Raw genomic sequence first — 25,506 nt, forward strand, 5'->3', positions numbered from 1 at the left:
CATGAGTTAGCCGAACCTAACTTGCCGATGTGTGCGTGCTTGTTAGATAAATCTAACTATAAAAGGAGAGACAGCAATGCGAGAACACAAGAATTTCTGGGACAGAAATGCAGGTCTGTATGACTGCTTTATGCGAAATGACAGGGTAGTATACGAGAAAATGTATGAGCTGATCCGTCCGGTCGTGAAAGACAAAACAGTGCTGGAGGTGGCTACCGGAACGGGACTGATCGCCAAGCACATCGTAAAAGCAGCGGCACACATCGAGGCGACGGATGCCTCTCCGGAAATGATTACAGAGGCCAAACGGGGGAATTACTCTGCGAAGCTGCATTTTTCCGTGCAGGATATGTTTTCTCTGCCATACGCGAGCAAATCATTCGATGTGGTAATCGTATCAAACGCACTGCACATTGTGCCTCAGCCAGAAAAATCATTGCGAGAGATCAAACGGGTGCTGAAGGATGACGGTGTGCTGATCGCGCCTACCTTTACGCACGCAGAAAACTCATTTCCCGGCAAGGTCAAAGCCTTTTTCATGAATCTGGCAGGCTTTCCTCTCCATAGCAAGTGGACGAGTGAAGAATACCTAAAATTTCTGCAACAGAATGATTGGACAGTGCGAAAAAGTGTTGTTCTAAAGGCCTCTTTTCCGCTGACCTATACGGAAGGTGTGAAATCGGAGGTGTGATATGTCCTTCTTTGAAAACACCCGCAAGCCCGTAGGCTTTAGCGGGAAGATCATGGTTGCTATGATGAACTTTGGGCACAGCGCAATGGCAGCGTGGGGATTGCATTTTTTGCAGCCTGCCCCGGATGCCATGGTGCTGGACTGCGGCTGCGGCGGTGGAGCGAACATCAAAACGCTGCTGAAGCTGTGTCCCAAGGGCAAGGTGCAGGGCATCGACTATTCGGCAGTCAGTGTAGAAAAAGCGCGAAAGGTCAATGCAGGTGCCATTGCAGCAGGGCAGTGTACTGTGCAGCAGGCAAGTGTAGCAGAACTGCCGTTTGAAGCGGAGCAGTTTGATGTGGTGACCGCATTTGAAACGGTCTATTTCTGGCCGGAGCTTGCGCAAAATTTCAGAGAGGTCTATCGGGTGCTGAAGCCCGGCGGGACTTTTTTCATCTGTAACGAAGTAAACGGCGAAACAGCAAAAGACGACAAATGGACGCGAATCATTAACGGTATGACCATCTATACGGATGCTGATCTGAAAGTGTATTTGGAAAAAGCAGGATTTTGTCAGATCCAAAGCCACAAAAATAAAAAGGGCTGGCTTTGCGTCACAGCGCAAAAGCGGTGAAATAGTGTAAGGAGGATGGAGCATGAAACGAAAAGAAGCAATCCGCGGTGCCTATCGGCTGACAGGCGGCAACAATTTTTATGATGGTATGATCACCTGCTCCACCCTGAGCGGGAAAGCGGTGTGCCGTCTGGTGTGGGACATGAACAAGGTGGAAAACGATGCCTATCTGGAAAAGGCACTGTCCGGCATCCCGGAGCATTTTTCTGGCAAGCTGCTGGAGGTGCCGGTGGGCACCGGCATTCTGACCATGCCGCTTTACAAGACGCTGCCAAAAGCGGACATCACCTGTCTGGATTACTCGGCAGATATGATGGGACAGGCGCAGGAAAAGGCAGACCGCCTGCACCTGAAAAATGTGACCTTTCAGCAGGGGGATGTGGGTACACTGCCTTTTTCGTACGGTGCGTTTGATATTGTTTTGTCGCTGAATGGCTTTCATGCGTTCCCGGATAAAGAGGCCGCTTATCGGGAGGTTTTTCGGGTGCTGAAGCCCGGCGGAACCTTCTGCGGCTGCTTCTATGTGGCGGGAGAGTGCAAGCGGACGGACTGGTTCGTCCGGCACGTCTACGAAAAGACGGGGTTCTTTACACCGCCCTATGAAACGACCGCCAGCTTGAAAAAACGGTTGAAAAAACGGTACGCAACCGTAACACTGGGAACAGTGAAGAGCATGGCATGGTTTGCTTGCCGGAAAGGACTACGATGAAATTTAAGACATTTGGAAATCGGAATGATCCCGCTGTTTTGTTTTTTCATGCAATGGGCGTGACGGGGGAGAGCAGCGAACCGGTCGCGAACTATTTACAGGATCGGTATTTCTGCATTTTACCCACCTCCACCGTGTACTGCAAAGGGCAGAAATATGTCAGCAAGGCGGACGAGGCTCGTCAGGTGGAAGCATATCTGAAATTGCAGGGAGTGGAATACCTTGAACTGGTTGTGGCTTCTTCGATCGGTGCCGATCTTGCCATGGCGTTTTTGACAAGCACGAAGCTGCCTATTGGACACGTTTTTTTCGACGGCGGGCAGTTTGCACAAATCGGAAAAGGCACGCGCCGCATGATGACGCCGTTTTTGTATCTGGCTATCAAGAGCCTGTATTGGTCGAAAGGCGGCACACTGAAAAAGATCCTGTGGTGTGATGATGATTCCATAAAGTCGTAATTTATAGCCGCAGGGAAAAATCTGACCTATACAAATTTGCGGCGGCATATTCTGGACAGCTTGGAGGATAAACCCTTTCCGTCCCTTCCCGAAGAACTGCAAAAGCATATCTATTTCGAGTTTGGCAGCATAGAAGATCATTTCAAATACCGTCAGGCGGTGATGAAAGCCTATCCCTGCGGCAATTATCCCGTGTTTGAAGGATACGATCATATGCAATATCAGATTCGTGAGCCGAAAGGCTTTGTTGAAATGCTGACATATATCGCCGAGCATGACAGTATGCCGAAGCTGCCCTGAAAGTATATCTGGAACAGGCAGAATTTTGTCAGATTCAGAGCCACAAAAACAAAAAGGGCTGGCTGTGCATCGCAGCACAGAAATGAGGTGTAATCATGTCGAAAAAAGCAACGGAATTTCAAAGAAAAGCAATGAGCCGGATGTACCGGGGCAGGGAGATCTTCAAGCCTTTGAACACCGGCTGGATCGATGAGGATGTCGCCTGCGTGCGGGAGTGGGTGGCAAATATCTTCTTTTACCACAAGGGCGATACCACCATTATGATCGATGCCGGATACAACTATGACCGGTTGGCAGAGAAGATGCACTGGCTGGGGATCGACCCGCATTCTATCCGGCACATCCTCATCACCCATCAGGACACCGACCATGTGGGTGCGGTGGAGGCTGACAGTCCGGGATTGTTTCGGGATGCAAAGCTGTACATAGGCGAGGTTGAGAACCGGTATCTCACCGGCGAGGTGCGGCGAAAAGTCATCTATCATCTCTATAAATTGCCGCAGGTCACGATCAACAGCGAAAAGGTACTGCTGCACGATGGGCAGGTACTTGACATTGACGGCATCAAAATCGAGTGTTTTCTCGTTCCCGGTCATACCTGGGGACATATGGTCTACCTCATTGACGATAAGTACCTTTTTACCGGTGACACGCTGTGGTTCGGCGCGGACGGCGGCTACAGCTTCATTTCCTCGCTGGCGGAGGACAATAAGCTGGCTGTGCAGTCACTGGCGGAGCTAGAGCGGAAACTGCGCGCACGTGGGCTGCATCCATATTTCATCACCGGTCACACGGGATGGACGGACAATTTTGCCTTTGCGTTTGCCCACAAGGACAAGCGCTGTTCACCATTCAAAAAACGAGTACACGACCCATCGGCGCCCTATGATGCCTACGACGAATCGGACGACACCGAAGAAAATGCAAAGAGCGGTTTTCTGAAAGGTGTGGGAAGATGAAGGACAGCGAATTACAAATTGACCGTAGCTGCCATGTGCTATACTCCAAAACCTGCAAGAAGGAGATACAGTCGAAAATCGCCCTGCATTACCCGGAAGCGGAGCGGGAGATGATATGGGAAAAGGTGCAGCGGCAGTATGTAGATTTCCTTTCGGACTGGCGCAAAGATCTGGGCGGGAAACGGAACTTTCACAACGGCGCAGGCGGCACCTATGACTGTATCGCTATCATGAGCTACTATGTAGTCTGCAAACCGGTTACATCCTTCCGTGAGATCGAGGAAATTGAGGAAAATCTGATCCTGCCGTCCTTCCGCAAACTGAAATTCGTGAACTGTAATAAGCCGTTCTGGAAAAAACTGATGCACATGGCGTTTCTACGGGCAAAAGCGGGCTGTGACAAGTGGCACGATTATGAAATGACGGTGGCTTCTTACGAAAAGAACAAGCCGATCTATTATGAATTTACCGCCTGTCCCGCAGCGGAATTTGCTATCAGAAACGGCCTTACAGAGATCATGCCCGCCCTGTGCAATGTGGATTTTGCAGCGATGGAGCTGCTTCACGCAAGGCTGGTGCGGACGACCACTTGCGCGAATGGCTGTAAGTGCGACTACACCATCTGCGGCGATAAGGATCCATACGTAAAGGAACATTCCGAATACCGGGATGAAAACGGATACAGGAGGAATAAGTAATGCTTTTACAGGTGATTCTGGAAGGTTTTGGGCTGGGGGCACTGCTGCTTATTATCTGTGCTGTGGGCATCTGCAAAGGGGCTGTTGGGATGGTGCATCTTTACAGCCCAGCGGTGCAGCAGCGGTGCGTGAAGCTGGGACTTACAACACACGAGAAAATCAAGCGCAATTCTCTACTTTTCAAAGCCGTCTGCGTCCCCGGCTATATCAGCTATGTGCTGGTCTGTGTCTATGGGATAAACGGTGCGCGCAGCTTTGCGGCGGGCTTCTGGCAGCTGCTTGTCATCTTGTCCGTTATGAATTTCATTGACCGGTTTTTGATCGATGGTTACTGGGTGGGGCACACGAACGCATGGACGATCCCCGGAACAGAGGATCTGAAGCCCTACATTACTGCCCAAAACAAGCAGAAAAAGTGGCTATTCGGCACGGTGGGCATGGCAGTCATAGCGATGGTGCTGGCGGCAATGATGACTATTTTTACTCACTGAGGGAGAAACCTATGAAATACAAAATCGAGAAAAACACCGTGCAGGAGACGTTGATCCTCCCACTGTATTCACGGAAGTTGTGTACGGAGTTGTATCCGAACCTTTACCGGGACGAAACGGCGGTGCGTCTGATCGACCAGATCGACTACGACTTTTCAGAGGCAGAGAAAAATTCCCGCAGCCTGATGCAGCGTTTTGGTGCGCTGGAGGTCGCCATGCGGCAGAATGACCTTGCCTTTGAAGTGCAGGCGTACCTGAAAAACCACCCCTGCGCGGCAGTGGTCAATCTGGGCTGCGGGCTGGATAACACCGGCAAAGCCTGCGACAATGGCAGATGCAAGATCTATAATCTGGACTTCCCGGATGTGATCGCCTTGCGGCAGCAGCTTCTGCCCGCCGGGGAGCGGGAGCAAAACATCCCCTGCGACCTGAAAGACCCCGCATGGTTTGACAAGATCGATGCCTCCGGCGGGGCGGTGTTCTTTGCCTCCGGGGTGTTCTATTACTTCCTGACGGAGCAGGTTCGGGAACTGGTGCAGGGAATGGCGGACGCTTTCCCCGGCGGAGTGCTGGTCTTTGATGCTGCCAACCGTACGGCGGTGAAGATGATCGCCAAAACGTGGCTCAGGACGGCGAAAATCAAGGATGTGGGAGCATATTTCGCGGTTTCGGATGCGAAAAGCGAGCTTTCCCCATGGGACAGCCGTTTGCAAGTATCCAGTAGGGGCTATATGATGGGCTACAACGACCTGAAAGACCCTTCCGTCAGCGGTTTTTTCCGATTTCTCGCCAAGGTCGGGGACAACGGGATGAAAATGCAGATCGTGAAGATCGGATTTGGAGGCAAGCTATGAAAATTCTGGTATATGGTGCAGGCGTTCTGGGGTGCAATCTGGCAAGAAATCTGCTGCGCGCCGGAAAGGATGTCACTCTGCTTGCGCGGGGAAACTGGGCTGCGGAGATCAAGCAGAATGGCCTGCGGATCAAGGACAAATTTTCGCTCCGCACCTCGGTCAGCCGCATTCCGGTGGTGACTGAACTTGCACCGGATGCAATGTACGATGTGATCTTTGTGGTCCTGCGCTATACACAGCTGGATTCTGTTCTGGACACGCTGTGGGCGAACCGGACGAAGAACATCGTTTTTGTGGGGAACAATGTGCAGGCGAGGGCGCTGGCGGTGGCACTGCCGGAAAAGAACATCCTGTTTGCCTTTGCGCTTTCTGCCGGGCATCGGGAGGCTGACCGGGTGGTCTCCATCGACCTGAAGAAGATCACCATCGGGCAGTTGACGGGTGCAACCTCCAATAAACAGCTGATCGGGCGCATCTTCCACGGCACAAAATATAAGGTTATTTACGAGCCGAACATGGAGGACTATCTGCTCTGCCATGCCGCGTTTGTGATGCCTGCGGCCTTCGCCTGCTATAAGACAGACGGCGACCTGAAAAAGCTCAGGGGAGATACCGCGTACCTGAACCGTGTGCTGGATGCCAACATCGAGGGATACCGCGCCATCCGAGATGCCGGGCACACCATTCTGCCCAAGGAGGATGAAGACTTTGAAGGGGAGAAATACCGCAAGACCTGCCTGCGCTTTTTCAAGCTGATGTGTGCCACCTCTCTGGGCAAGCTCTGTGCCTCCGACCATGCCATGAACGCCATCGACGAAATGAGCGCACTGAACCGGGATCTCAAGAAATTTTTCGATGAAAACGGCGCAGCCCACCCGGTATGGCAGGCACTGGAAGCAGAAGCCGGGAGGTATCTGCAATGAAATACGCTGGAATGCCCTTTGGGATGTGGGCGCTGTTTGCCGGTTCCTTTCAAAAGCAGCTGATTGCGGCGCTGGGCTATGATGCAGCCACCGCAAGAGCCATCGCGAAAAAGGCAAAGCCGCAATACCGGCAGATCATCTGCAGGCTGCCGGAATTTGAAAAGGCCGACCGCTTCAAAATGAATCTGGTCAACTGCGCCATGATCGGGGCGTTCATTCTTTCCATGCCGCAGCGCCCGGAGGTGGACAGGCTGACGGATTACTATGCAAGATCTATGATGACTGCGCCCATGCAGTGGTTCTGCCGCAAGAGCGGAAAAAGTAAGTTTACCCCAAAGGATATCGCCGCAATGAAAGCCACCGCCGCTCTGAAAGCCGCCGACCGCAACCCCTACTCGTGGAACATGGAGTTTTACGAATACCCGGATGGCAGCGGCTACGTGGGACGCTTTACCAAGTGCGGCATCTGTGTGCTGATGAAGGAGCTGGGACTGTACGACCTGACCCCTGCTTTGTGCCATCTGGACTACACCATGAGCGAAGCGGGCGGTGTGACAAATTTTGTGCGGCAGTACACCCTTGCCTCCGGCGGGCCCTACTGCGACTGCGGATACAAAAAGAAGAAAAACAAATAGGAGGAGCGCACGATGCTTGTCAAGTCGATAACAGAGAAAGAAATCTACGATATCGGCCACGCTTTCGGCTATTATGACTACGGACAGGAAACGGGAATGTCTGCTGCCTTTTCCGGGAAAGATGCCACGGCAAACTATATCTGCGCTTATGTGCGCGGAGTGCTGCGGAGCGGCTTTCTGCACACCACCAGCGAGCGGGGCGAGGGCTATATCGCCTACAAGCATTCCATCGTGTTTCAGGATGTGACCTTGTTTGACAACACGATACTGGAAAACATTCGTCTGGGGCGCAAGGGTGCCACCGACAAGGAAGTCCTTGCGGCGGCAAAGCTGGCAAACTGTGAGGAATTTGCCGAGAAGCTTCCAGACAAGTGGAACACCACCATCGGCGAGAACGGCTGTGCCCTTTCCGGCGGTGAGCGCCAGCGTATTTCCATCGCCCGCGCTTTCCTGAAGGATGCGCCTATCATCCTGCTGGACGAAGCAACCGCCAGTCTGGATGTGGAGAACGAAACTGCCATTCAGGAAGCACTGTCACGTCTTATCAAGGATAAAACAGTTCTCATTATCGCTCACCGAATGCGTACGGTTTCCAGTGCGGATAAGATTGTGGTGCTCAAAGATGGAACGGTAGCCGAACAGGGATCGCCGGCGCAGTTACTGCATGATGGCGGCATCTTTGACCATATGGTACAGCTCCAGACTAAGAGTCAAGGCTGGTCGTTGACCAAGGCATAACAGAGAAGGATAGCGAAACGGTCTGAGTCCTGTGCACAACACGAGATATTCTCAAGAATTTGCGTGAAAAAAATAAATTTACAAAAAGTCATTTGAACGGTACTACAAAATGAGAAAAAGCGCTTGACTCTACATCTGTTGTAGATATTATAATATTGGTAGTTTAACAAAAAAGAAGGATTAGGCAATATGGAAAAGAACCTTACTACCGGCAGTGTGTTCAAAAATGTTGTATTATTCTCATTGCCGTATCTGCTCTCGTATTTTCTTCAAACGCTCTATGGCATGGCTGACCTATTTATCATCGGACGGTTCGAGGGTGTAGCCAGTACTACCGCTGTTTCTATCGGCTCACAAGTGATGCACATGCTTACGGTTATGATTGTAGGGTTATCGATGGGAACAACCGTCAGCGTCGGCCAGGCAGTGGGGGCAGGAGATCGAAAACAGGCAGCGCATAACATCGGGAATACGGTAATATTGTTTCTGGTGGTTTCCATTGCACTTACGGCCATCCTGTTATCCCTTGTTCATCCCATTGTCGTTGCCGTGTCTACGCCAACGGATGCGGTGAGCGGTACGGTCACCTATTTGACCATCTGCTTTATCGGGATTCCGTTTATTACATCCTACAACATTATCAGTTCTATTTTTCGAGGGTTGGGCGACAGCAAAAGCCCGATGTGCTTTATTGCCACAGCCTGTGCTGCCAACATCGCTTTAGACTATCTTTTTATGGGTGTGCTGCACCTTGGGCCTGCGGGCGCAGCCCTTGGTACAACTCTCTCTCAGGCAATCAGTGTAGTTGTTTCCCTTACCGTTATTTTGAAACGCAGGAGCATTGTTCTGAAAAAAAGCGACTTCAAGCCTTGCCGTGCGGTCATGGGGAAAATTTTGGGGATCGGCATCCCGATTGCGTTTCAGGACGGCCTGATTCAAGTTGCTTTTATTATTATCACGATTATTGCCAATCAGCGTGGACTGAATGACGCAGCGGCAGTCGGGATTGTGGAGAAAGTGATCAGTTTTCTCTTTTTGGTCCCCTCCTCTATGCTGTCTACCGTTTCTGCCTTGGGAGCGCAAAATATCGGTGCGGGCAAACCGGAGCGGGCCATTCAAACGCTGCGCTATGCGGTGATGCTCGCCGCAGGCTTTGGCGTGCTTGCTTCTATCGCGATCCAGTTTACAGCGGAAGGCATCGTTTCGCTGTTCACTGATCCCAGCACTGCGAACGGAGCGGCGGTGGTCCGTTTCGGCGGCCAGTATCTGCGTGGTTACATTTTTGACTGTATTTTTGCTGGCATTCATTTTAGTTTTAGCGGCTTTTTTTGCGCATGCAGGAAATCCGGCCTGTCGTTTTTACACAATATTCTCGCCATTGTATTGATGCGTGTGCCTGGCGTTTATGTGACCTCAAAATTATTCCCGGCAACGCTTCTCCCGATGGGACTGGCTACCGCGGCAGGCTCACTGCTATCGGTCGTGATCTGCCTAATCGCCTTTGGAGTCATACGGCGCAAATCAACGCTTGTTCTGGTGGAGGAGTAAGATATGGATCGGAAAAATATCTTCCCAATAGGTGAAGTGTCAAAATTGTTTCATATCAGTGTTAGTAGTTTGCGGCACTATGAACATATCGGTTTGCTTACACCAGAATACATTTCCTCAGATTCTGGCTATCGTTACTATGGCACCGAACAATTTGAAGTACTCAACACAATCAGGTATTTGCGGGCATTGGATATGCCTTTGGCCGAGATTGAGGACTTTCTCAAAAATAAGGATATCAGCCGTATTGAGGAAAAGTTGTTACAGCAAAAGCATGCAGTCCTGAAAAAGCAACAAGAATTACAACGTATAGAACAAAAGATTAACCACCGCTTAAATTGGCTGCGAGACGCACAAAGTGTGCCTTTGGATACCGTTTCCTTAATAGAGCTTCCGTCCTGTCGCATTGTTTGGGTAGACGCTCCACTGAAAATAGATGGCTCTCATGATATGGAAGTGCCGATTAGAAAGCTGGATCAATCTGATGCCGAAGCCGTTGTATTTCTTGGAAAGGTCGGACTTGGCATTTCCGCGGAACATTTGCAGCAATCAAAAGTAAATCGATATGACAGCATTTTTCTAATACTGGATCAAGAGGACATTTATACAGGTGAAACCATTACTCTTCCCAAAGCACTTTGTGTACGGCTGCGTTTTCGAGGCAGTCATATAGAAGCTCCAGCGCACTATGAAAAGCTCCTTGACTACATCACAAAAGAACAGATACAGATTGTTGGTTTTTCGCGAGAAATCACGCTCATAGACTATGGCATTACTAATGACAGTGAAAAATTTGTGACTGAAATATGTATTCCGGTCAAGTGCAGATAAGAAGGGCATAAAATGAGATTCGTTGTTAAAAAAGAAATTTTTGAAGAACTGCCGAGTGCCTGTTTTGGTGTTGTTATGGCAAAAGGCATTGATAATAATAACGCATACCCAGAGATTGAACAATTTTTAGATGAAAGTATCCAAGCTGCAATGCTGCGTTTTGAGGGAAGAAAAGTCAAGGAAGATCCGGATATTTTACCATATCGAGAAGCATTCCGAGCCTTGAATATCCTATCTAATATCGTACTGAATGAATTGGACTGGTGGGTGGCCTCCCAATGGGAGAACATGCCCACTCACTACGAGTACAAAACCAGACAGAATTTCTCATGTGCCATAAAGTAACACAAAAAACAACAGACAGCCGCCACAATTCCGTAATGATTGATGCTTGACAGACTCCTTCAAGCTCGCTATAATAATAAACGCAAAATTTTAGTGGACTTTTCCGGATTCGGTCATCTTTTTGCCACACAGCTATCTTGTGATAGTTGTGTGGCTTTTTTGTTGCCTGTATCTCGGAAGTATTAGCAGAATGGAGGACTATATCTGTATGGAAAAAAATTTTTTGTCTCTTATCAAGACGCGCCGTAGTGTACGGGCTTATAAATCGGAACCTGTCCCTTCCAAGGCTTTGGACGCTGGACTGGAAGCAGGGACTTATCCGGCCCAGGAAGCCGGTCAGCCCGCAGCACGCAAACAAAACTATATTGTTCGGACAATTTGTGGAGAAGAGGGAAAGTATGCAGACCAATAACAAAATGGCGGTTGCGCCCGTTGGAAAACTCATCTGGCAAATGTCGATACCGCCGCTGATTTCCATGTTTCTGCAATATTCCTATAATCTGATAGACAGCGCGTTTGTAGCGCGGCTGAGTGAAAATGCTTTGACGGCGGTTTCCCTGTCGTTTCCCATTACAACTTTGATGAATGCGACATCTATCTGGATCGGCGTTGGCGTGAATGTGCTGATAGCAGGATATCTTGGACAGAAAAAGCAGGATGATGCAAATACAACCGTCACACATGGATTGTTGCTGGCCTTTGGAATTGGTGCTTTGCTCAATCTTCTGGCATTACTGATTATGAAACCCTATTTTCGGGCATTCACCAATAATGAAGAAATTTATCAGTTGAGTCTTGCCTATATGAGCGTATGTTCGTTCACGCAAATTCCCAACATGGTGCATATCGCAATCCAGAAGATGATACAGGCTACTGGGAACATGGTTGCTCCTATGTGGTTCCAGATTGCAGGAGTGGTCGTTAATTTTGTATTTGACCCACTCCTAATTTTTGGTATTGGTGTTTTTCCAGCTATGGGAATCCGTGGCGCTGCGGTGGCTACTGTTGCGGGCTATTTGTTATCCATGATTTTGGCATTTGCCTTGCTGCTGGGCAAAAAGCAAAAAGTGCGGATAAAGATCAAAGAATTTCATATACAAAAGAGGATGATTGCCCGTATATTCGCCCTTGGCTTACCATCTTTCATTATGAATGCCCTCAGTTCGTTTATGGTGACATTCGTCAATCTGTTTCTGGTAGCGTATTCCGATACGGCGATTGCATTCTTCGGTGCGTATTTTAAGGTGCAGCAGCTGATCGTTATGACAGTAAACGGCTTGATTCAGGGCTGTTTGCCTATTATGCGGTTTAACTACGGTGCGGGAAACAGAGATAGGCTGCACTCCGCTTTCCGATACGGAACCGCTTTGGTCTCCGGTATGATGATACTGGGAACATTGACCGTCAACTTCTTTCCGGCGCAGCTTTTGGAATTATTTACAGCGTCGGAAGCCATGCGCTCCTTTGGAATATCCGCTATGCGAATCATGGCGGCAAGCTATCTGTTTTGCGGTCTCTCTACCATGATTTCCACCTATTTTCAGGCAACAGAAAAAGTAGGTTCCAGCATAGCGATTCAATTATGCAGACAACTGCTTTTCCTTGTTCCTGCCTTATGGTGTCTGAACAAATTATTCCAACTGAACGGAATCTGGCTTGCATTTCCTGTTGCGGAAACCGCCACTATGTTCATTGCTCTCATAATAATGGCATGGCATCGCCACAAAAATATCTTATAACATGTTCCAATGAGGAGAAATGATGAACGATACTTTTAACGGTGCAGATGTCCATGATGTCGGATATTTCCTCCGCCATGGCCGCCTCGTCCGTCTGCTTGTAGGCATTTGCCAATTTGTTCTTGATGATGTCCAGAGTAAAGAAAAGCTGTTTTTGCCGGATAAGTTCCTCGTATCGCTGGACATAGCCGGATTTGCGGACAACAACAGGCTGAGGGAATAGTTCTCCACCACGGGAGATGGATGTGCATTTTCTGACCGCACGCAGGGCAGAAAGGAACCTCGCCTGTTCCAGTTCTCCGTGCAGTAAGTAGACCTTCCGGCCTGTCTGGGCCATTTCTATAGTGGTCATGGAGTTATGAAATCCAGTTAGACCAGAGGGCAAATGAATGTACTGCATACAGCAAGCTGACCGGCGATAACAAGGAATTGCTCATCATACCCGGTGCAAATCACACCGACCTTTACGATCAGATGGACATCATTCCGTTTGAAAAGCTCAACGCATTCTTTACGGAGTATTTGAGATAAAGCGGCATATTATGTGTTTCTGCGTAAGCATCTGGAGGAAGGCGTATATCAAGTTTCTGCTGTTTCTGCATCGGATGTACTGAAACGAAATATTTAAGCCATTGAAGTCTTGTGCCTTGGTGTGTAGGGCTTTGATCAGCTTGTAACGAATATTAAGCTGCTCTAAGCTGTTTTCTAAGAGCGTTGGCTTGGAACTTTTTAGTACCAAAGTTCGGGAAATCGTCTTGACGGTGTGCAGCTTGTGTAGTATTATGAAGGTGCTTGAATATTGAAACCCTCTCCACCACCGGGTGGAGGCCAAAGGGCACACAGAGTTTTTCCGTAGGTACGGCATGGTTCACCATGTTATAAGGAAAAGCTCTGTGTGCCCTTTTCTTTTTTATCATGTACCATTACAAGGAGGAAAAAGCAATGAAAATCAAGCCGTTTGCCGTAGAAGAATGGATGAACGCCTGGGAGGTCGGCGCAAAGTATAACATCGCTGAAACATGTGTGGACTCCATCAGTATGAACGATCTATTCGAGCTGACAGGGGAAGATAAGACGGAATTTTTGAATCGTTTGTGCGCACGCCGTCTGAGCTATGGCGATATTGAGGGTTTGCCAGAATTCCGTAAAGGTGTCTGCGGCCTTTACAAAACGCTGAACATTGAAAATATTGTGCCGACCCATGGGGCATCCGGAGCAAACCATCATGTATTCTATTCGCTGATCTCTCCCGGTGATCGTGTAGTGAGTATCATGCCGACATATCAGCAGCTTTATTCCATCCCGGAATCCTATGGAGCAGATGTTCAGATCCTTCATCTGAGTAAGGAAAACAATTATTTGCCGGACTTAGAAAAACTGCGCCATTTGGTGACACCTAAAACAAAAATGATCTGCATCAATAACCCTAACAATCCTACGGGTGCGCTGATGTCTGAGCAGATGCTCCTGGAGATCGTGGAGATTGCGCGTTCCGCAGATGCCTGGATTTTGTGCGATGAAGTCTATCGTCACCTTTCACAGGAAGATGGCTGGTGTCCTTCCATTGTGGATCTGTATGAAAAGGGCATTTCGGTGAGCAGTATGTCAAAGGTTTTTTCTCTGGCTGGTCTTCGGCTTGGCTGGATTGCAACGCACGATATGAGCGTTGTAAAGAGCTGCCTTTCTCATCGGGATTATAATCTTGTGAGCTGCGGTGTATTCGATGAAATGCTGGCAGCAGCTGCGCTGAAGCACCGCGATAAGCTGCTGGAACGCAGCCGAAAGATCGTCCGGGAGAATTTGCAGATTCTGGACGATTGGGTCGGCAGCGAACCGCACGTCAGCTATGTAAAGCCGAAAGCCGGCACTACGGCATTGGTTTATTATGATCTGGACATTTCTTCCTACGAATTCTGCGAAGAAATGTACAAGAAGACCGGTGCGTTTGTGACTCCCGGTGACTGCTTTGAAGTGCCGCACAGTATGCGCATCGGTTATGCCTACGGAAAGCAGGATCTGATCGATGGCCTCAAGGCCATCAGCGAGTATATTGCAATGAAAACCCGGTAAAAGAAAGGAGCCCCCCGATGAATATTCCCTATATTTCCGCAGAAGAAGTTCGAAAAAATCTTTCGATGGAAGATGCGATCCAATGCACAGAGAATGTTTATAAGCTGAAAAGTCAAGACAAAACCGTTGTATGGCCTACCATTTTCTATGAATTCGACCCCGGCCATGCAGATATGGATATTAAATCCGGTTATCTGCCGGAACAGCATATTTTCGGCCACAAGACGGTTGCGTTCATGGAAGCAAATGTGCAAAAAGGCCTGCCGGATCTTGTGGGTCTGATTGCCGTGTTCAGCTCGGAAACCGGTATGCCGCTTGGCCTTGTGGACGGCTCCTCTGTGACCGGAATGCGCACTGGTGCGGCAGGAGCCATTGGTGCAAAATATCTGGCCAGAAAGAATTCCCAGAACGCTTTGATCGTCGGCACCGGCAATCAGGCACCTTTCCAGATTGCTGCGTTGCTGAAGGTGTTTCCCACGCTGGAAACGATCCGGATCGCCAATCCGCATAACGCAGGACATGCTGCTGCATTTGCGTCGAAGATTCGCGCAATGCTGCAAACCGACTTTGCAATTGAGGCAGCCTCGGTAACCTTCGAAGGAGTTTCTGATTTGAAAGAAGCCGTATCCGACAGCGACATTATCATCACAATCACGCCTTCCCACACCCCGCTGATTCAAAAAGAATGGGTCAAACCCGGCACACATTTTTCCTGTATTGGTGCTGATATGGCGGGCAAAGAAGAAATTGATTCCCAAATTTTTGAGGATGCCATTGTTTTTGTGGACGACCTCGAACACTGCAGGAACGCCGGAGAAATTGAGATTCCCTTGAAGCAGGGCACATTGTCTGAAAATCGAATCTGTGGAGAGCTTGGTGATCTCATTCTTGGAAAGGCTGCGGGTCGTAAAAGCGATACCGACATCACGGTGTTTGATTCTACTGGCATGGCACTTTTGGATCTTGCCGTGGCAGATCTCCTGCTCAAGAAAAATATGTGAGAATATGATCAATTTAAGCGTTCTGGAAAAAAACCAAGCGAATTTTGTAAAACAAATCTTCGGATGCATGATGTGAAGTCGTATGATTTTGTGAAGCAGTATTTCAGTAACCCACAGCTCTTGGTGAAAGCCATAAAAGAGTATCGCAGAACAGCAAATATCCCCAAAGGAGAATGCAGCTTGTCTGATTTGCTGAGATGATCGTCTTTGATGCCTCGTTGGGAAACCAACGGGGTATTTTTTTGCCTCAATCAGGCTGCACAGAGCACTGAAAAAACCAAAACGAACAGTAGGTAGTCCTGCAAGCGGACAAACAAATGAGGGGCGGGAAAAGCAGCCTATTACACACCGACAGAGAATGTGGTATAATCCTTGAGAAAACACTGTATGGAAAGGACAAACACGATGAACGCTCTGGATATTATGAAACGCCCTGCCGCCTACGTCAGCGGCTATGAAAACACCCCCACGGAAGAACAGAACCGTGCAAAGCAACTGTGCTGGGAGTACAACCGCACCGCTCCCAACGAACAGGAAAAGCGGCACAGCATCCTGCAGACCCTGCTGGGCACCTGCTCTCCCATGACCGGCATTCAGCCAGACTTCCACTGTGACTATGGCTTCAACATCCATACCCACGGCTTGGCGGTCATCAACTATAACTGTGTCATTCTGGATACCTCTCCGGTAAACATCGGAGCAGGTGCCTTTATTGCCCCCGGCGTATGCCTTGCCTGCTCCGGTCATGCCATCGACCCGGAGCAGCGCAGCCACGGCATTGGCACCTCAGCACCTATTACGCTGGAGGAAAACGTCTGGATCGGTGCAAATTCCACCGTCTGCGGCGGCGTTACCATCGGGGCAGGCTCGGTTATCGGGGCGGGAAGCGTCGTCACCCATGACATTCCCGCCGGTGTCATCGCTGCAGGGGTGCCCTGCAAGGTGATCCGCCCCATTACCGAAAAAGATAAGTTCAAGCCGGAGGATATTCTGTTCTGAGAAATTCAGATCGGAAACGCTGAAAAAACATACGCACAAGCTCTCCGGGGACATTTTTGTTTTTCGCCATGCTTTTCTGCGGGGAGAAGGCATGGTATACTGGGAACGACAAATCGGAATTTGTGGAGAGATTTCCTGAGTTTTCCTTATTTTACAGGCTTTTTAGCCCCTTAGATAGTGAAATGATATGTATTTTCCCTTATTTTTACCCTTGTGAGGAATCCGCAAGGGAAATAAGGGAAATTTTTATTTAAGCGTTGCTCGCTACTTTATCAAGAAGTCTTGCGGAATCCCGCTTTGCTTTTCTTGTTGAGTGAGCGTAAATGTTCATTGTGGTACTGACATCGGAATGTCCTAACAGTTCCTGTACATCTTTCGGAGCAGCTCCATTCGAGAGCAGGTTGCTGGTGTAGGTATGTCGTAACTGGTGAAAGTGAAAATCTTCAAATCCTTCCAGCTTTTTTGATACTGACCTGCAAGCAATGCCGAGTGTACTCGGCAGTTCCAGACTGCCATCCGGTCTGAGGCAGACAAAGGATATTTCTTTATAATCTGCCGGGACTTCCTGTGTTCCGTCAAGGTGATAGTATTCATAATACACCCTGTTTTTCACATGCACCTCTTTGTAGTAGTTGCGGTGGTAAAGTTCCCCGTACTGCATCCGGCTTTTCAGTTGTTCCCGTCTTGCTGCTTTCAATATTTCAGTCAGCGTATCTCCAAAATCAACAATCCTTACTTTCTTTCGCTTGGTCGTTCCAATCACATTTTTATGCTTTGCACCGTCGTAACGGATACTTCTTTTAATGGTCAGGCATTGATCTTCAAGGTTGATGTCCTGCCATGTAAGACCACAGGTTTCACCGATGCGAAGTCCTGCATAATATGCAATCTGAATCGGCAGGATCGCAGGTGGATTTTTCTTTTCCAGATACTTGATAAGTCGCTCATAATCCTCATGTGAAATCGGCTGTGTGCCATCTTCGACTTCATCATCGGAAAAGAGGTCAACTTCCTCTGCCTGTTTTTTCAGCTTAATATACTGCATCGGATTGAAACTGATTAACTGTTTTGGAAATACTGCAAAACGGAATGACTGCTGCAACACTGCGGAAAAAGAATGGATATAATCTTTACTGTATCCTTTTCTCACTTTTCCGTCTGGAAATTCGCCACCGAATGTAAGCAGATCAAGAAATGCCTGTAAATGTTCGGCAGTAACTGTTTTCAGTTTACGGTCTGCAATCGGGTGTTTCTTAGTGCAACGGATTGCACTGAGATAATTTTCCACTGTGCCATTACTGAGTGTTCCGGTTTTCAGTTCTTCTTCTGCCCACATGTCCAGAAGTTCACCTACGGTAAGGTTATCTGCTTTTGCAACAAATTTCTTATCTTCGTAATCTTCCAGTGCCTTGCGGAGAAGTTTTTCTGTCTCACTTTTGCTTTCGGTTCCGGCATATTCTTTCTGAACCATTTTGCCGCTTGCGTCCTCTACATAGAAGCGGTAGTACCATTTCTTTCCTTTCTTTCTAACAGATCCTTTTGCCATAATCGTATGTCTCCTTTCGATATCAGACAATCGGAACTGCTGAAATGCTTCTTGCGTGTAAGTATATCATAACTCCGATTATCTTACTATACCGATTCAGAATCCTCGTACATAACTTCGGATAAAAGATTTGCAAGCCGTTGTTCTGCTGTTTCCGGTTTCTTGGAATAGAGCCTTACAATATCTGCCATGTCATTCAATGCGTTGACAGTATGGGTGATCTCCCTGAGAAACATGATCTCGTTATATTCATCATTCGATTCAAACCCCATTACTTTTGCAATGTCCGCTTCTTTGGTATTGCCTTTGTAATTCTTGCAGGCGAACTGGAACGAATCCAAAAACAGTTCATATTGTTTCAACATTAACAGCAGTAGGTCTTTGGAAAAAGCATCTTCTGTTTTCGTAAGGTCAAGAGGTAACTGTTTGAGAATATCCGTCATGGCATCACGAATCTGTAATTCTCTTTTATCCGTAATGTCGGTTTCATATTCGTCCGTTTCCCCTCTGAGCCATTCCACAGATACATGGAGAGCTTCTGAAAGACCTTCCAGCACCATTTTCTTTGTATTGTCAATCGTTCCGGCTTCATATCTCTGAATCGTAGATGCAGTCACACCCATCTTTTCAGCGATATAAGGCTGTGTCAGATTCAATTCTGTACGGCGCTGTTTTGCCCTGCTACCGATCAGCTTGCGTAATTCTTTATCTTTCATGCTGATGTGCCTCCTTTTTCGGTATGTCATTACTATACCACATAACAAACAATATTGCAATATGCAATTAAACAATAAATAATATAATTTCGTAATGCTTGACAAGATGATATAAACACGCTATACTGACAGCACAAAAGAAATTGCATAATGCAATTTATAAGGAGGTGGTCACATGACGCAAAGAAAGATTGCCTTATCTATTGAGGAAGCTGCGGATTATACGGGAATCGGCAGGAACACCCTGAGAAAACTGGTGGAGTGGAAGAAACTTCCGGTATTAAAGGTCGGGAGGAAAGTCCTGATTAAAACGGATATGCTGGAACTTTTCATGGAAGCCAATGAGGGCAGGGACTTAAGGGATAAAGGAAATGTGAAAGCCGTCACAAGAAACGGTTCCACTTAAAAAGGCGGTTCCCGAAGAAACCGCCAAAGGTTTTATCAGACCGAAGCCATGATATACCTACACGCAAGCAGATTATACCATGTACTTCGTCTGACAGACAACAGGAAACTTATGTTTGGTAGAAAAAAGAAAGGACGATGATATTTATGGCAAGATCAACAAAGAGTTATGAGGAGCGTCTGCTCCAGTTGGAAAAAAGAGAACAGGAAAGCCTTGAAAAAGCGAAACAGTACGCAGCACAGAAACGGGAACTGAAGAAACGTCAGAAAGATGTGGAAACAAAAAAACGAACCCACAGGCTCTGTCAGATTGGCGGTGCGGTGGAATCAGTGATTGGTTCTGCGATTGAGGAAGAAGATATTCCGAAGCTGGTCGGCTTCTTAAAAAGGCAGGAAGCAAATGGGAAATTCTTCTCAAAGGCAATGCAAAAAGAGCCAGTTGCGAATACGGAGGAAGTGTAATGCCGGAGGGAGTGGAGTTTCCATTCCCTTCATTGCTTTTTTATGAAGGGCGCACTTATGGACAACCAGAGGTCGTCCGTATAAGTTTGCCACAGGTGGCAACCGGTCTGCGCTAACGCTTGCCGGGCTCGTTCCGTCGGCGGGCATTTCATGCAGACCTGCTCATGTCGCAGGAGGCACTCTTCGCCAGAGGGGCGCATTCCATGCAGGCTGTTATGCACAGAGCACTCTTACGCAGAGGGCGTTCCGGCAGATACCATTCTCTTTTACAGGAAATGTTAACTGCCGGAAATCAATGCCGGGTACGGCAGAAAGGGGGGAAACGGATCATGGCGATCTTTCATTATACGGTAAAGATTGTCGGACGCAGCAAAGGGAAATCCATCATATCAGCGTCTGCCTATCTCAATGGTGATGTAATGAAAAATGAAGAAACAGGCAGGATCAGTTACTACACTTCCAAAAGAGAAGTTGTTTATACCAGTTTGATGATGTGTGAAAATGCACCGCAGGAATGGCAGAATGTACCTGCCGAAAATATCAAACGGTTTCAGAAATCTGTCCGGTATAAAAGGGCAGACAACAAAGAAGTTGTACTGGAGAAATTCAAACTTACTTTTCAGAAACAGTGCTTATGGAATGAAGTTTTGAAGATTGAGAAAAGTTCAGACGCACAGCTTGGCAGATCGTTTGAGTTCTCACTTCCAAAAGAATGGAATCGACAGGAACAAATTGAATATACAACAGATTATATTCAGAAAAACTTTGTGGACAAAGGCATGTGTGCAGATTGGAGCATTCACGATAAGGGCGACGGAAACCCGCATGTGCATTTACTTGTAACCATGCGTCCCTTTAATCCCGACCACTCATGGGGAAACAAAGAAGTCAAAGACTGGGAGTTTGTCAGAGATACTGACGGAAATATTGTGGTTGATGAATCCCACCCGGACTGGTGGCAGGATAAAAAGAATCCTGACCGTCATGGAATCCGAATTCCGGTATTGGACGAAAACGGTAATCAGAAAGTTGGTGCAAGGAACCGTAAACAATGGAAACGGGTGCTGACCGATGCTACCGGATGGAACAATCCAAAGAATTGTGAATTATGGCGGAGCGAATGGGCGAAAGTCTGTAATGACCATTTATCAGTAGAACAACAGATTGACCACCGTTCCTATGCAAGACAGGGAAAATTAGAAATCCCTACAATCCATGAGGGTGCTGATGCAAGAAAGATTGATGAGAAATTCCAGAGTGGACAGGTGCAGACAGCTTCATGGAAAGTAGAGGAAAACCAGATCATAAAAAGACAAAATGCACTGCTGAAAAAGATACAGACCAGTTTCGGAAAAGTATCTGGTGCATTATCACAGTGGAAGGAGTGGTTAAATGACCTTAGAAGAAAGCCGGGAAGTCATTCCCATGATGGAGTCAATGATAAACCAGATCGAGGAACAGCAGAACCTTATGGCAGAGATGGTACAGGAATTACAGGAACGGGACAGACAGCTTCTGTCCTTTCAGGAGCAGAACCAGAGTTTGCAGATCTTAAACAGCGAGTTATCCGGGCTTCTGAATCTTTTGCCAGATACAGAAGAACTGCTCTCCCAGATCGAACAGCAAAAAGTCAGAATCGAACAGTTGGAAAACGAGAATCAGCAATGGCAGGAATTAACGCAGAAGCTGAACAACGAGAACAGCTTATTACTGACATTAAACAGCAGATAGAGAAAGCGAGGGATATTGATGAACGAATGCGTAAACTTAGAGAACGTCGGGCGGGTGGAAGAACTCCTGGCAATGACGGAACAGATGCAGGACGAACTGGATCAGAAAGACCAGACAATTCTGGAACTGAACAGGCAGCTAAACAGATCGCTGACCTTGAACGAGAAATTGAACAGCGAAAACAGAGCCGAGAATATCGAAGCATTGCGGACAAAATTAAAGCAAACAGAGGAACAATTAACCAGCGAGACAGACAGCAGGAAAAGAGCCGACGCAGAAGTCGTGGCATGGAAATTTAAGTACGAAAAAGCGGAGCAGGCAAAACGCTATGCACAGACACACCAAAAGACGGTAGAGGTGCCTGTCGAGAAAAAAGTGCCTTATGAGAAATGCGATAACTGTGACCGTACTGCTTATCAGAAAGCAAAAGAAAAATGCGATAATCGAAAAATTCAGTTGGAGAAAAAATATAAACAAATGACAACAGGTTATGAAAGCCTTATGTTCCTGTTGGCATGGTACAGCATAGCAACTACACTGTTCACAGCTATCCTTTCTCCGGTTTTTCTTAACGACTGTATCACCTTTTTCGGTACGATTGGTAAAGGAATCATAAACCTGTTTCGAGAATTTGTTACAGGAGCAGATTCTTTCGGACAGTTAAGCAATGGAATCTCAAACAGTATCGTTTCCGGGATTGTGTACTGGCTGATCGCGGCTATTGTTATGGGAATTTTATTCATTATAACGGGATTCCTGATAATTGGGATTGGCTATCAGGTGGGAAAAATCTACCGGAAATATTGTTGGGATATCATCAGCATTATGGTGGCAATAATGAGTACAGCTATCGTAATCTACTTTGGCGAATGGATAAAATCTGTCATTCCGATAAACCTCATTGTACTGTTACTACTTGTATATGTGGTCTATATTGGAATTCGATGTTATGTAAAAGACTGGCGAGAAGAGCGGGGATATTATTAAGAAAAACACAGGGAGATGTCTTTATCTTCCTGTGTTAAAAATGAAGCATTGATTATTTTTATATGAGAGGGATTATCGGACAGACCTATATCGTGTTACAAAGTGTTGTAAAGCCTGCAATTTCGTGATTTTTAAAATTGACCGTTTTATAGGATAGTATAAAAGTTTGTTAGAGAATCTTAAAAATAAACATTAAAATTATATAAATCACCACTATTATAGGATACTATAAAAAATAATTCAAAACAAGTCTTTTATTTTTTAAAGAGTGATATTGTAGGATTACAATACATGTATGAAACCAGATAAGGAGAAAACGTAAATTGTGTTAATGATAGCAGACATGAGTATGGAGTGAATATCTTATTTGGAGGAAAAACAAATGGTACAATCAATCTTTGAGGAAATGGGCGGCAGATACGAACGGCAAGGCGAATACATTTTACCCTGCCTTACCATACCACCCGAAAAGGAACAGTCGATAGACTTATTCGGACGGCGGCACTTGGACTATCTGCGGGAGTACCGCAAAATTACATACACCAATCTTCTCACAAGCGGCAGGCTCAATGCTTACCTTGCCGACATTGACAGACAGGCACAGGAACACTTTGAACGGCTCATAGAGGGCATGAAGCAAGCACAGGGCATAACGGAATGCCTAAAGGAAGAAAACGCCTTAGAATGGACTGGAAGAACGAATAACATAAGGGCTTGTGCGAGGGAGATTGTGGGGAAAGAAATTATTTTTGCATAAACAGATGATTAGTGGCAGGGTGAAATCCTGCCGCTTTTTCTGCTTTAGTTTGTCAGCTTGACAAATAAAGGGTTAAGGAATATAATTAAATTCAGTTTTATACAAGGAGTTAATAAATATGCGGCAAGGTATTCTTAAATAAACTGTCAATTTGATAGTGGGAACAAAAGTAGCAGTCTCGTTTCACTTTTAATATGGGGCTTAGTTTTTTGTACCCAGTTTAAGAATACTTTTATCATGTAATTTTATATGCCCGAAAACATATAAGTGTTTTGGGGCTATTGGAGTTATTTACCCAGTGATAGGAGTATTTATCACTGGGTATTTTTATGCCCTTTTTTGGGTGTTAATAGGAGGAAAATCACATGAAAATAATTAACTTAGGCATTCTGGCTCACGTTGACGCAGGAAAGACAACCTTAACGGAGAGTTTATTGTATACCAGTGGTGCAATTGCAGAACTAGGGAGCGTAGATAAAGGCACAACAAGGACAGATACAATGAATTTGGAGCGTCAAAGGGGAATCACTATCCAGACAGCAGTGGCATCTTTTCAGTGGGAGGATGTAAAAGTCAACATTATAGATACGCCAGGCCATATGGATTTTTTGGCGGAAGTATACCGTTCTTTATCCGTATTAGACGGAGCAGTATTATTAGTTTCTGCAAAGGATGGCATACAGGCACAGACCCGCATACTGTTTCATGCACTACAGACAATGAAGATTCCGACAATTTTTTTCATCAATAAAATTGACCAAGAAGGGATTGATTTGCCAATGGTATATCGGGAAATGAAAGCAAAGCTTTCTTCGGAAATTATAGTGAAGCAAAAGGTTGGGCAGCATCCCCATATAAATGTAACGGACAATGACGATATGGAACAGTGGGATGCAGTAATTATGGGAAACGATGAACTATTAGAGAAATATATGTCAGGGAAACCGTTTAAAATGTCAGAACTGGAACAGGAAGAAAACAGGAGATTCCAAAACGGAACGTTATTTCCCGTTTATCACGGAAGCGCTAAAAACAATCTTGGGATTCGGCAGCTTATAGAAGTGATTGCCAGTAAGTTTTATTCATCAACGCCTGAAGGTCAATCTGAACTATGCGGGCAGGTTTTTAAGATTGAATATTCGGAGAAACGGCGGCGTTTTGTTTACGTGCGTATATATAGCGGAACATTGCATTTGAGGGATGTTATTAGAATATCTGAAAAAGAGAAAATAAAAATCACAGAGATGTGTGTTCCGACAAACGGTGAATTATGTTCATCCGATACAGCCTGCTCTGGTGATATTGTAATTTTACCAAATGATGTTTTGCAGCTAAACAGTATTTTGGGGAACGAAATGCTGTTGCCGCAGAGAACATTTATTGAAAATCCTCTCCCTATGCTCCAAACAACGATTGCAGCAAAGAAATCTGAACAGCGGGAAATATTGCTTGGGGCACTTACAGAAATTTCAGATGGCGACCCTCTTTTAAAATATTATGTGGATACTACAACGCATGAGATTATACTTTCTTTTTTGGGGAAAGTGCAGATGGAAGTCATTTGTGCCATCCTTGAGGAAAAATATCATGTGGAGGCAGAAATAAAAGAGCCTACTGTTATATATATGGAAAGACCGCTTAGAAAAGCAGAATATACCATCCACATAGAAGTCCCGCCAAACCCTTTCTGGGCTTCTGTCGGGTTGTCTATAGAGCCGCTCCCTATTGGAAGCGGAGTGCAGTATGAAAGCAGAGTTTCACTTGGATATTTAAACCAATCGTTCCAAAATGCGGTTATGGAGGGGGTTCTCTATGGCTGCGGGCAGGGGCTGTATGGATGGAAAGTGACAGACTGTAAAATCTGTTTTGAATATGGATTGTATTATAGTCCTGTAAGTACCCCCGCAGACTTTCGGCTGCTTTCCCCTATCGTATTGGAGCAGGCTTTAAAAAAAGCAGGGACAGAACTATTAGAGCCATATCTCCACTTTGAAACTTATGCACCGCAGGAATATCTCTCACGGGCGTATCATGATGCCCCAAGGTATTGTGCAGATATTGTAAGTACCCAGATAAAGAATGACGAGGTCATTCTGAAAGGAGAAATCCCTGCCAGATGTATTCAAGAATACAGGAACGATTTAACTTATTTCACAAATGGGCAGGGAGTCTGCTTGACAGAGTTAAAAGGATACCAGCCAGCTACTGGTAAACTTATTTGCCAACCCCGCCGCCCGAATAGCCGTATAGATAAGGTTCGGCATATGTTCCACAAGTTAGCCTAACAGCTTGCATAAGTC

Annotated in this window: 28 protein-coding genes and 1 pseudogene; 27 read left to right on the plus strand and 2 right to left on the minus strand. The window is 46.6% G+C overall.

Translation table 11 applies throughout. From position 1 onward, the window contains the following. The first annotated feature begins 76 nt into the window (after nucleotides 1-76). From ACXMYH_RS02890 to ACXMYH_RS02990, 21 genes and pseudogenes are all read left to right on the plus strand, one after another. Nucleotides 77-691, plus strand: a complete 615-nt coding sequence (locus ACXMYH_RS02890) for a class I SAM-dependent methyltransferase (RefSeq protein ID WP_486555494.1) — start codon at nucleotides 77-79, stop codon at nucleotides 689-691. Nucleotide 692: 1 nt separating this feature from the next. Then, the gene (locus ACXMYH_RS02895; RefSeq protein WP_486555495.1) at nucleotides 693-1,304 is read left to right on the plus strand and encodes a class I SAM-dependent methyltransferase; all 612 of its coding nucleotides are present in this window, start codon (nucleotides 693-695) and stop codon (nucleotides 1,302-1,304) included. A 22-nt stretch (nucleotides 1,305-1,326) separates the two neighbouring features. Beyond that, nucleotides 1,327-2,013 carry a class I SAM-dependent methyltransferase gene (locus tag ACXMYH_RS02900; protein ID WP_486555496.1) on the plus strand — a complete coding sequence of 229 codons (687 nt, stop codon included), beginning with the start codon at nucleotides 1,327-1,329 and terminating at the stop codon, nucleotides 2,011-2,013. Beyond that, on the plus strand, nucleotides 2,010-2,471 hold the full coding sequence (locus ACXMYH_RS02905; RefSeq protein ID WP_486555497.1) for an alpha/beta fold hydrolase: 462 nt from the start codon (nucleotides 2,010-2,012) through the stop codon (nucleotides 2,469-2,471). The genes ACXMYH_RS02900 and ACXMYH_RS02905 overlap by 4 nt, the downstream gene beginning before the upstream one ends. A gap of 60 nt (nucleotides 2,472-2,531) precedes the next feature. Further along, the gene (locus ACXMYH_RS02910; RefSeq protein WP_486555498.1) at nucleotides 2,532-2,771 is read left to right on the plus strand and encodes a hypothetical protein; all 240 of its coding nucleotides are present in this window, start codon (nucleotides 2,532-2,534) and stop codon (nucleotides 2,769-2,771) included. 95 nt (nucleotides 2,772-2,866) lie between these two features. Then, a complete protein-coding gene (locus ACXMYH_RS02915) occupies nucleotides 2,867-3,730 on the plus strand; it encodes an MBL fold metallo-hydrolase (RefSeq protein WP_329751851.1) in 864 nt (287 codons plus the stop codon). Nucleotides 3,731-3,840: 110 nt separating this feature from the next. Next, nucleotides 3,841-4,428 carry an L-2-amino-thiazoline-4-carboxylic acid hydrolase gene (locus ACXMYH_RS02920; RefSeq protein WP_486555499.1) on the plus strand — a complete coding sequence of 196 codons (588 nt, stop codon included), beginning with the start codon at nucleotides 3,841-3,843 and terminating at the stop codon, nucleotides 4,426-4,428. Beyond that, entirely contained in the window at nucleotides 4,428-4,919 is a 492-nt protein-coding gene (locus ACXMYH_RS02925; RefSeq protein ID WP_486555500.1) for a hypothetical protein, read from the plus strand. Before ACXMYH_RS02920 ends, ACXMYH_RS02925 begins: the two co-directional genes overlap by 1 nt. An 11-nt stretch (nucleotides 4,920-4,930) precedes the next feature. After that, entirely contained in the window at nucleotides 4,931-5,773 is an 843-nt protein-coding gene (locus tag ACXMYH_RS02930) for a class I SAM-dependent methyltransferase (RefSeq protein WP_486555501.1), read from the plus strand. Continuing rightward, a complete protein-coding gene (locus ACXMYH_RS02935; RefSeq protein ID WP_486555502.1) occupies nucleotides 5,770-6,696 on the plus strand; it encodes a ketopantoate reductase family protein in 927 nt (308 codons plus the stop codon). Before ACXMYH_RS02930 ends, ACXMYH_RS02935 begins: the two co-directional genes overlap by 4 nt. Further along, nucleotides 6,693-7,331: an L-2-amino-thiazoline-4-carboxylic acid hydrolase gene (locus tag ACXMYH_RS02940; protein WP_486555503.1), complete on the plus strand. Its 639-nt coding sequence runs from the start codon at nucleotides 6,693-6,695 to the stop codon at nucleotides 7,329-7,331. The genes ACXMYH_RS02935 and ACXMYH_RS02940 overlap by 4 nt, the downstream gene beginning before the upstream one ends. A gap of 222 nt (nucleotides 7,332-7,553) precedes the next feature. Continuing rightward, nucleotides 7,554-8,069, plus strand: a pseudogene (locus ACXMYH_RS02945) (ATP-binding cassette domain-containing protein); the annotation flags it as partial. A 189-nt stretch (nucleotides 8,070-8,258) separates the two neighbouring features. After that, nucleotides 8,259-9,617, plus strand: a complete 1,359-nt coding sequence (locus tag ACXMYH_RS02950; protein WP_486555504.1) for an MATE family efflux transporter — start codon at nucleotides 8,259-8,261, stop codon at nucleotides 9,615-9,617. A gap of 3 nt (nucleotides 9,618-9,620) precedes the next feature. Then, the gene (locus tag ACXMYH_RS02955) at nucleotides 9,621-10,448 is read left to right on the plus strand and encodes a MerR family transcriptional regulator (protein WP_329751858.1); all 828 of its coding nucleotides are present in this window, start codon (nucleotides 9,621-9,623) and stop codon (nucleotides 10,446-10,448) included. Nucleotides 10,449-10,460: 12 nt separating this feature from the next. Beyond that, nucleotides 10,461-10,793, plus strand: a complete 333-nt coding sequence (locus ACXMYH_RS02960) for a hypothetical protein (RefSeq protein WP_329751880.1) — start codon at nucleotides 10,461-10,463, stop codon at nucleotides 10,791-10,793. Nucleotides 10,794-11,001: 208 nt separating this feature from the next. After that, nucleotides 11,002-11,205 carry a hypothetical protein gene (locus tag ACXMYH_RS02965; protein ID WP_486555505.1) on the plus strand — a complete coding sequence of 68 codons (204 nt, stop codon included), beginning with the start codon at nucleotides 11,002-11,004 and terminating at the stop codon, nucleotides 11,203-11,205. Then, nucleotides 11,192-12,532: an MATE family efflux transporter gene (locus ACXMYH_RS02970; RefSeq protein WP_486555506.1), complete on the plus strand. Its 1,341-nt coding sequence runs from the start codon at nucleotides 11,192-11,194 to the stop codon at nucleotides 12,530-12,532. Before ACXMYH_RS02965 ends, ACXMYH_RS02970 begins: the two co-directional genes overlap by 14 nt. Nucleotides 12,533-12,551: 19 nt before the next feature. Beyond that, nucleotides 12,552-12,755 (plus strand): hypothetical protein, encoded by a 204-nt coding sequence (locus tag ACXMYH_RS02975; RefSeq protein ID WP_486555507.1) that lies wholly within the window; start codon nucleotides 12,552-12,554, stop codon nucleotides 12,753-12,755. A gap of 719 nt (nucleotides 12,756-13,474) precedes the next feature. Further along, entirely contained in the window at nucleotides 13,475-14,602 is a 1,128-nt protein-coding gene (locus ACXMYH_RS02980) for an aminotransferase (protein WP_486555508.1), read from the plus strand. A 17-nt stretch (nucleotides 14,603-14,619) separates the two neighbouring features. Continuing rightward, nucleotides 14,620-15,603, plus strand: coding sequence for an ornithine cyclodeaminase family protein (locus ACXMYH_RS02985; RefSeq protein WP_486555509.1), 984 nt, complete (start codon nucleotides 14,620-14,622; stop codon nucleotides 15,601-15,603). Between the two features lie 405 nt (nucleotides 15,604-16,008). Then, nucleotides 16,009-16,602 (plus strand): sugar O-acetyltransferase, encoded by a 594-nt coding sequence (locus ACXMYH_RS02990; RefSeq protein WP_486555510.1) that lies wholly within the window; start codon nucleotides 16,009-16,011, stop codon nucleotides 16,600-16,602. A gap of 250 nt (nucleotides 16,603-16,852) precedes the next feature. Here the strand turns inward: ACXMYH_RS02990 and ACXMYH_RS02995 are convergent, their stop codons facing one another. Then, a complete protein-coding gene (locus ACXMYH_RS02995; protein ID WP_004841158.1) occupies nucleotides 16,853-18,148 on the minus strand; it encodes a tyrosine-type recombinase/integrase in 1,296 nt (431 codons plus the stop codon). Between the two features lie 86 nt (nucleotides 18,149-18,234). Beyond that, complete coding sequence (locus ACXMYH_RS03000) at nucleotides 18,235-18,864, minus strand: helix-turn-helix domain-containing protein (protein ID WP_004841162.1); 630 nt, start codon at nucleotides 18,862-18,864, stop codon at nucleotides 18,235-18,237. A 175-nt stretch (nucleotides 18,865-19,039) separates the two neighbouring features. Here ACXMYH_RS03000 and ACXMYH_RS03005 point away from each other — a divergent pair, with 175 nt between their 5' ends. From ACXMYH_RS03005 to tet(O), 6 genes are all read left to right on the plus strand, one after another. Then, a complete protein-coding gene (locus tag ACXMYH_RS03005; RefSeq protein ID WP_002578307.1) occupies nucleotides 19,040-19,270 on the plus strand; it encodes a helix-turn-helix domain-containing protein in 231 nt (76 codons plus the stop codon). 146 nt (nucleotides 19,271-19,416) lie between these two features. Next, nucleotides 19,417-19,731 (plus strand): hypothetical protein, encoded by a 315-nt coding sequence (locus ACXMYH_RS03010; RefSeq protein ID WP_009243674.1) that lies wholly within the window; start codon nucleotides 19,417-19,419, stop codon nucleotides 19,729-19,731. A 329-nt stretch (nucleotides 19,732-20,060) separates the two neighbouring features. Next, a complete protein-coding gene (locus tag ACXMYH_RS03015; protein WP_055159449.1) occupies nucleotides 20,061-21,761 on the plus strand; it encodes a MobA/MobL family protein in 1,701 nt (566 codons plus the stop codon). Next, nucleotides 21,745-22,449: a DUF6040 family protein gene (locus ACXMYH_RS03020; RefSeq protein ID WP_004841175.1), complete on the plus strand. Its 705-nt coding sequence runs from the start codon at nucleotides 21,745-21,747 to the stop codon at nucleotides 22,447-22,449. The genes ACXMYH_RS03015 and ACXMYH_RS03020 overlap by 17 nt, the downstream gene beginning before the upstream one ends. Before the next feature lie 382 nt (nucleotides 22,450-22,831). Further along, a complete protein-coding gene (locus tag ACXMYH_RS03025; RefSeq protein WP_057491876.1) occupies nucleotides 22,832-23,206 on the plus strand; it encodes a TnpV protein in 375 nt (124 codons plus the stop codon). A gap of 365 nt (nucleotides 23,207-23,571) precedes the next feature. Beyond that, on the plus strand, nucleotides 23,572-25,491 hold the full coding sequence (tet(O), locus tag ACXMYH_RS03030; protein WP_057491875.1) for a tetracycline resistance ribosomal protection protein Tet(O): 1,920 nt from the start codon (nucleotides 23,572-23,574) through the stop codon (nucleotides 25,489-25,491). The last annotated feature ends 15 nt before the right edge of the window (nucleotides 25,492-25,506 follow it).

The organism is Pilosibacter sp. NGB245 (genome assembly GCF_057397225.1).

What these genes read in the sequence shown, in the direction of transcription:
- ACXMYH_RS02975 (WP_486555507.1), top strand. Translation starts at nt 12,552, where the DNA reads ATGATGAACGATACTTTTAACGGTGCAGATGTCCATGATGTCGGATAT.
- ACXMYH_RS02920 (WP_486555499.1), top strand. Translation starts at nt 3,841, where the DNA reads ATGATATGGGAAAAGGTGCAGCGGCAGTATGTAGATTTCCTTTCGGAC.
- ACXMYH_RS02890 (WP_486555494.1), top strand. Translation starts at nt 77, where the DNA reads ATGCGAGAACACAAGAATTTCTGGGACAGAAATGCAGGTCTGTATGAC.
- ACXMYH_RS02990 (WP_486555510.1), top strand. Translation starts at nt 16,009, where the DNA reads ATGAACGCTCTGGATATTATGAAACGCCCTGCCGCCTACGTCAGCGGC.
- ACXMYH_RS02980 (WP_486555508.1), top strand. Translation starts at nt 13,475, where the DNA reads ATGAAAATCAAGCCGTTTGCCGTAGAAGAATGGATGAACGCCTGGGAG.
- ACXMYH_RS02940 (WP_486555503.1), top strand. Translation starts at nt 6,693, where the DNA reads ATGAAATACGCTGGAATGCCCTTTGGGATGTGGGCGCTGTTTGCCGGT.
- ACXMYH_RS02970 (WP_486555506.1), top strand. Translation starts at nt 11,192, where the DNA reads ATGCAGACCAATAACAAAATGGCGGTTGCGCCCGTTGGAAAACTCATC.
- ACXMYH_RS02930 (WP_486555501.1), top strand. Translation starts at nt 4,931, where the DNA reads ATGAAATACAAAATCGAGAAAAACACCGTGCAGGAGACGTTGATCCTC.
- ACXMYH_RS02895 (WP_486555495.1), top strand. Translation starts at nt 693, where the DNA reads ATGTCCTTCTTTGAAAACACCCGCAAGCCCGTAGGCTTTAGCGGGAAG.
- ACXMYH_RS02915 (WP_329751851.1), top strand. Translation starts at nt 2,867, where the DNA reads ATGTCGAAAAAAGCAACGGAATTTCAAAGAAAAGCAATGAGCCGGATG.
- ACXMYH_RS02955 (WP_329751858.1), top strand. Translation starts at nt 9,621, where the DNA reads ATGGATCGGAAAAATATCTTCCCAATAGGTGAAGTGTCAAAATTGTTT.
- ACXMYH_RS03000 (WP_004841162.1), bottom strand. Translation starts at nt 18,864, where the DNA reads ATGAAAGATAAAGAATTACGCAAGCTGATCGGTAGCAGGGCAAAACAG.
- ACXMYH_RS02950 (WP_486555504.1), top strand. Translation starts at nt 8,259, where the DNA reads ATGGAAAAGAACCTTACTACCGGCAGTGTGTTCAAAAATGTTGTATTA.
- ACXMYH_RS03005 (WP_002578307.1), top strand. Translation starts at nt 19,040, where the DNA reads ATGACGCAAAGAAAGATTGCCTTATCTATTGAGGAAGCTGCGGATTAT.
- ACXMYH_RS02925 (WP_486555500.1), top strand. Translation starts at nt 4,428, where the DNA reads ATGCTTTTACAGGTGATTCTGGAAGGTTTTGGGCTGGGGGCACTGCTG.
- ACXMYH_RS02985 (WP_486555509.1), top strand. Translation starts at nt 14,620, where the DNA reads ATGAATATTCCCTATATTTCCGCAGAAGAAGTTCGAAAAAATCTTTCG.
- ACXMYH_RS03025 (WP_057491876.1), top strand. Translation starts at nt 22,832, where the DNA reads ATGGTACAATCAATCTTTGAGGAAATGGGCGGCAGATACGAACGGCAA.
- ACXMYH_RS02905 (WP_486555497.1), top strand. Translation starts at nt 2,010, where the DNA reads ATGAAATTTAAGACATTTGGAAATCGGAATGATCCCGCTGTTTTGTTT.
- ACXMYH_RS02900 (WP_486555496.1), top strand. Translation starts at nt 1,327, where the DNA reads ATGAAACGAAAAGAAGCAATCCGCGGTGCCTATCGGCTGACAGGCGGC.
- ACXMYH_RS03015 (WP_055159449.1), top strand. Translation starts at nt 20,061, where the DNA reads ATGGCGATCTTTCATTATACGGTAAAGATTGTCGGACGCAGCAAAGGG.
- ACXMYH_RS02960 (WP_329751880.1), top strand. Translation starts at nt 10,461, where the DNA reads ATGAGATTCGTTGTTAAAAAAGAAATTTTTGAAGAACTGCCGAGTGCC.
- ACXMYH_RS02995 (WP_004841158.1), bottom strand. Translation starts at nt 18,148, where the DNA reads ATGGCAAAAGGATCTGTTAGAAAGAAAGGAAAGAAATGGTACTACCGC.
- ACXMYH_RS02965 (WP_486555505.1), top strand. Translation starts at nt 11,002, where the DNA reads ATGGAAAAAAATTTTTTGTCTCTTATCAAGACGCGCCGTAGTGTACGG.
- ACXMYH_RS03010 (WP_009243674.1), top strand. Translation starts at nt 19,417, where the DNA reads ATGGCAAGATCAACAAAGAGTTATGAGGAGCGTCTGCTCCAGTTGGAA.
- ACXMYH_RS02935 (WP_486555502.1), top strand. Translation starts at nt 5,770, where the DNA reads ATGAAAATTCTGGTATATGGTGCAGGCGTTCTGGGGTGCAATCTGGCA.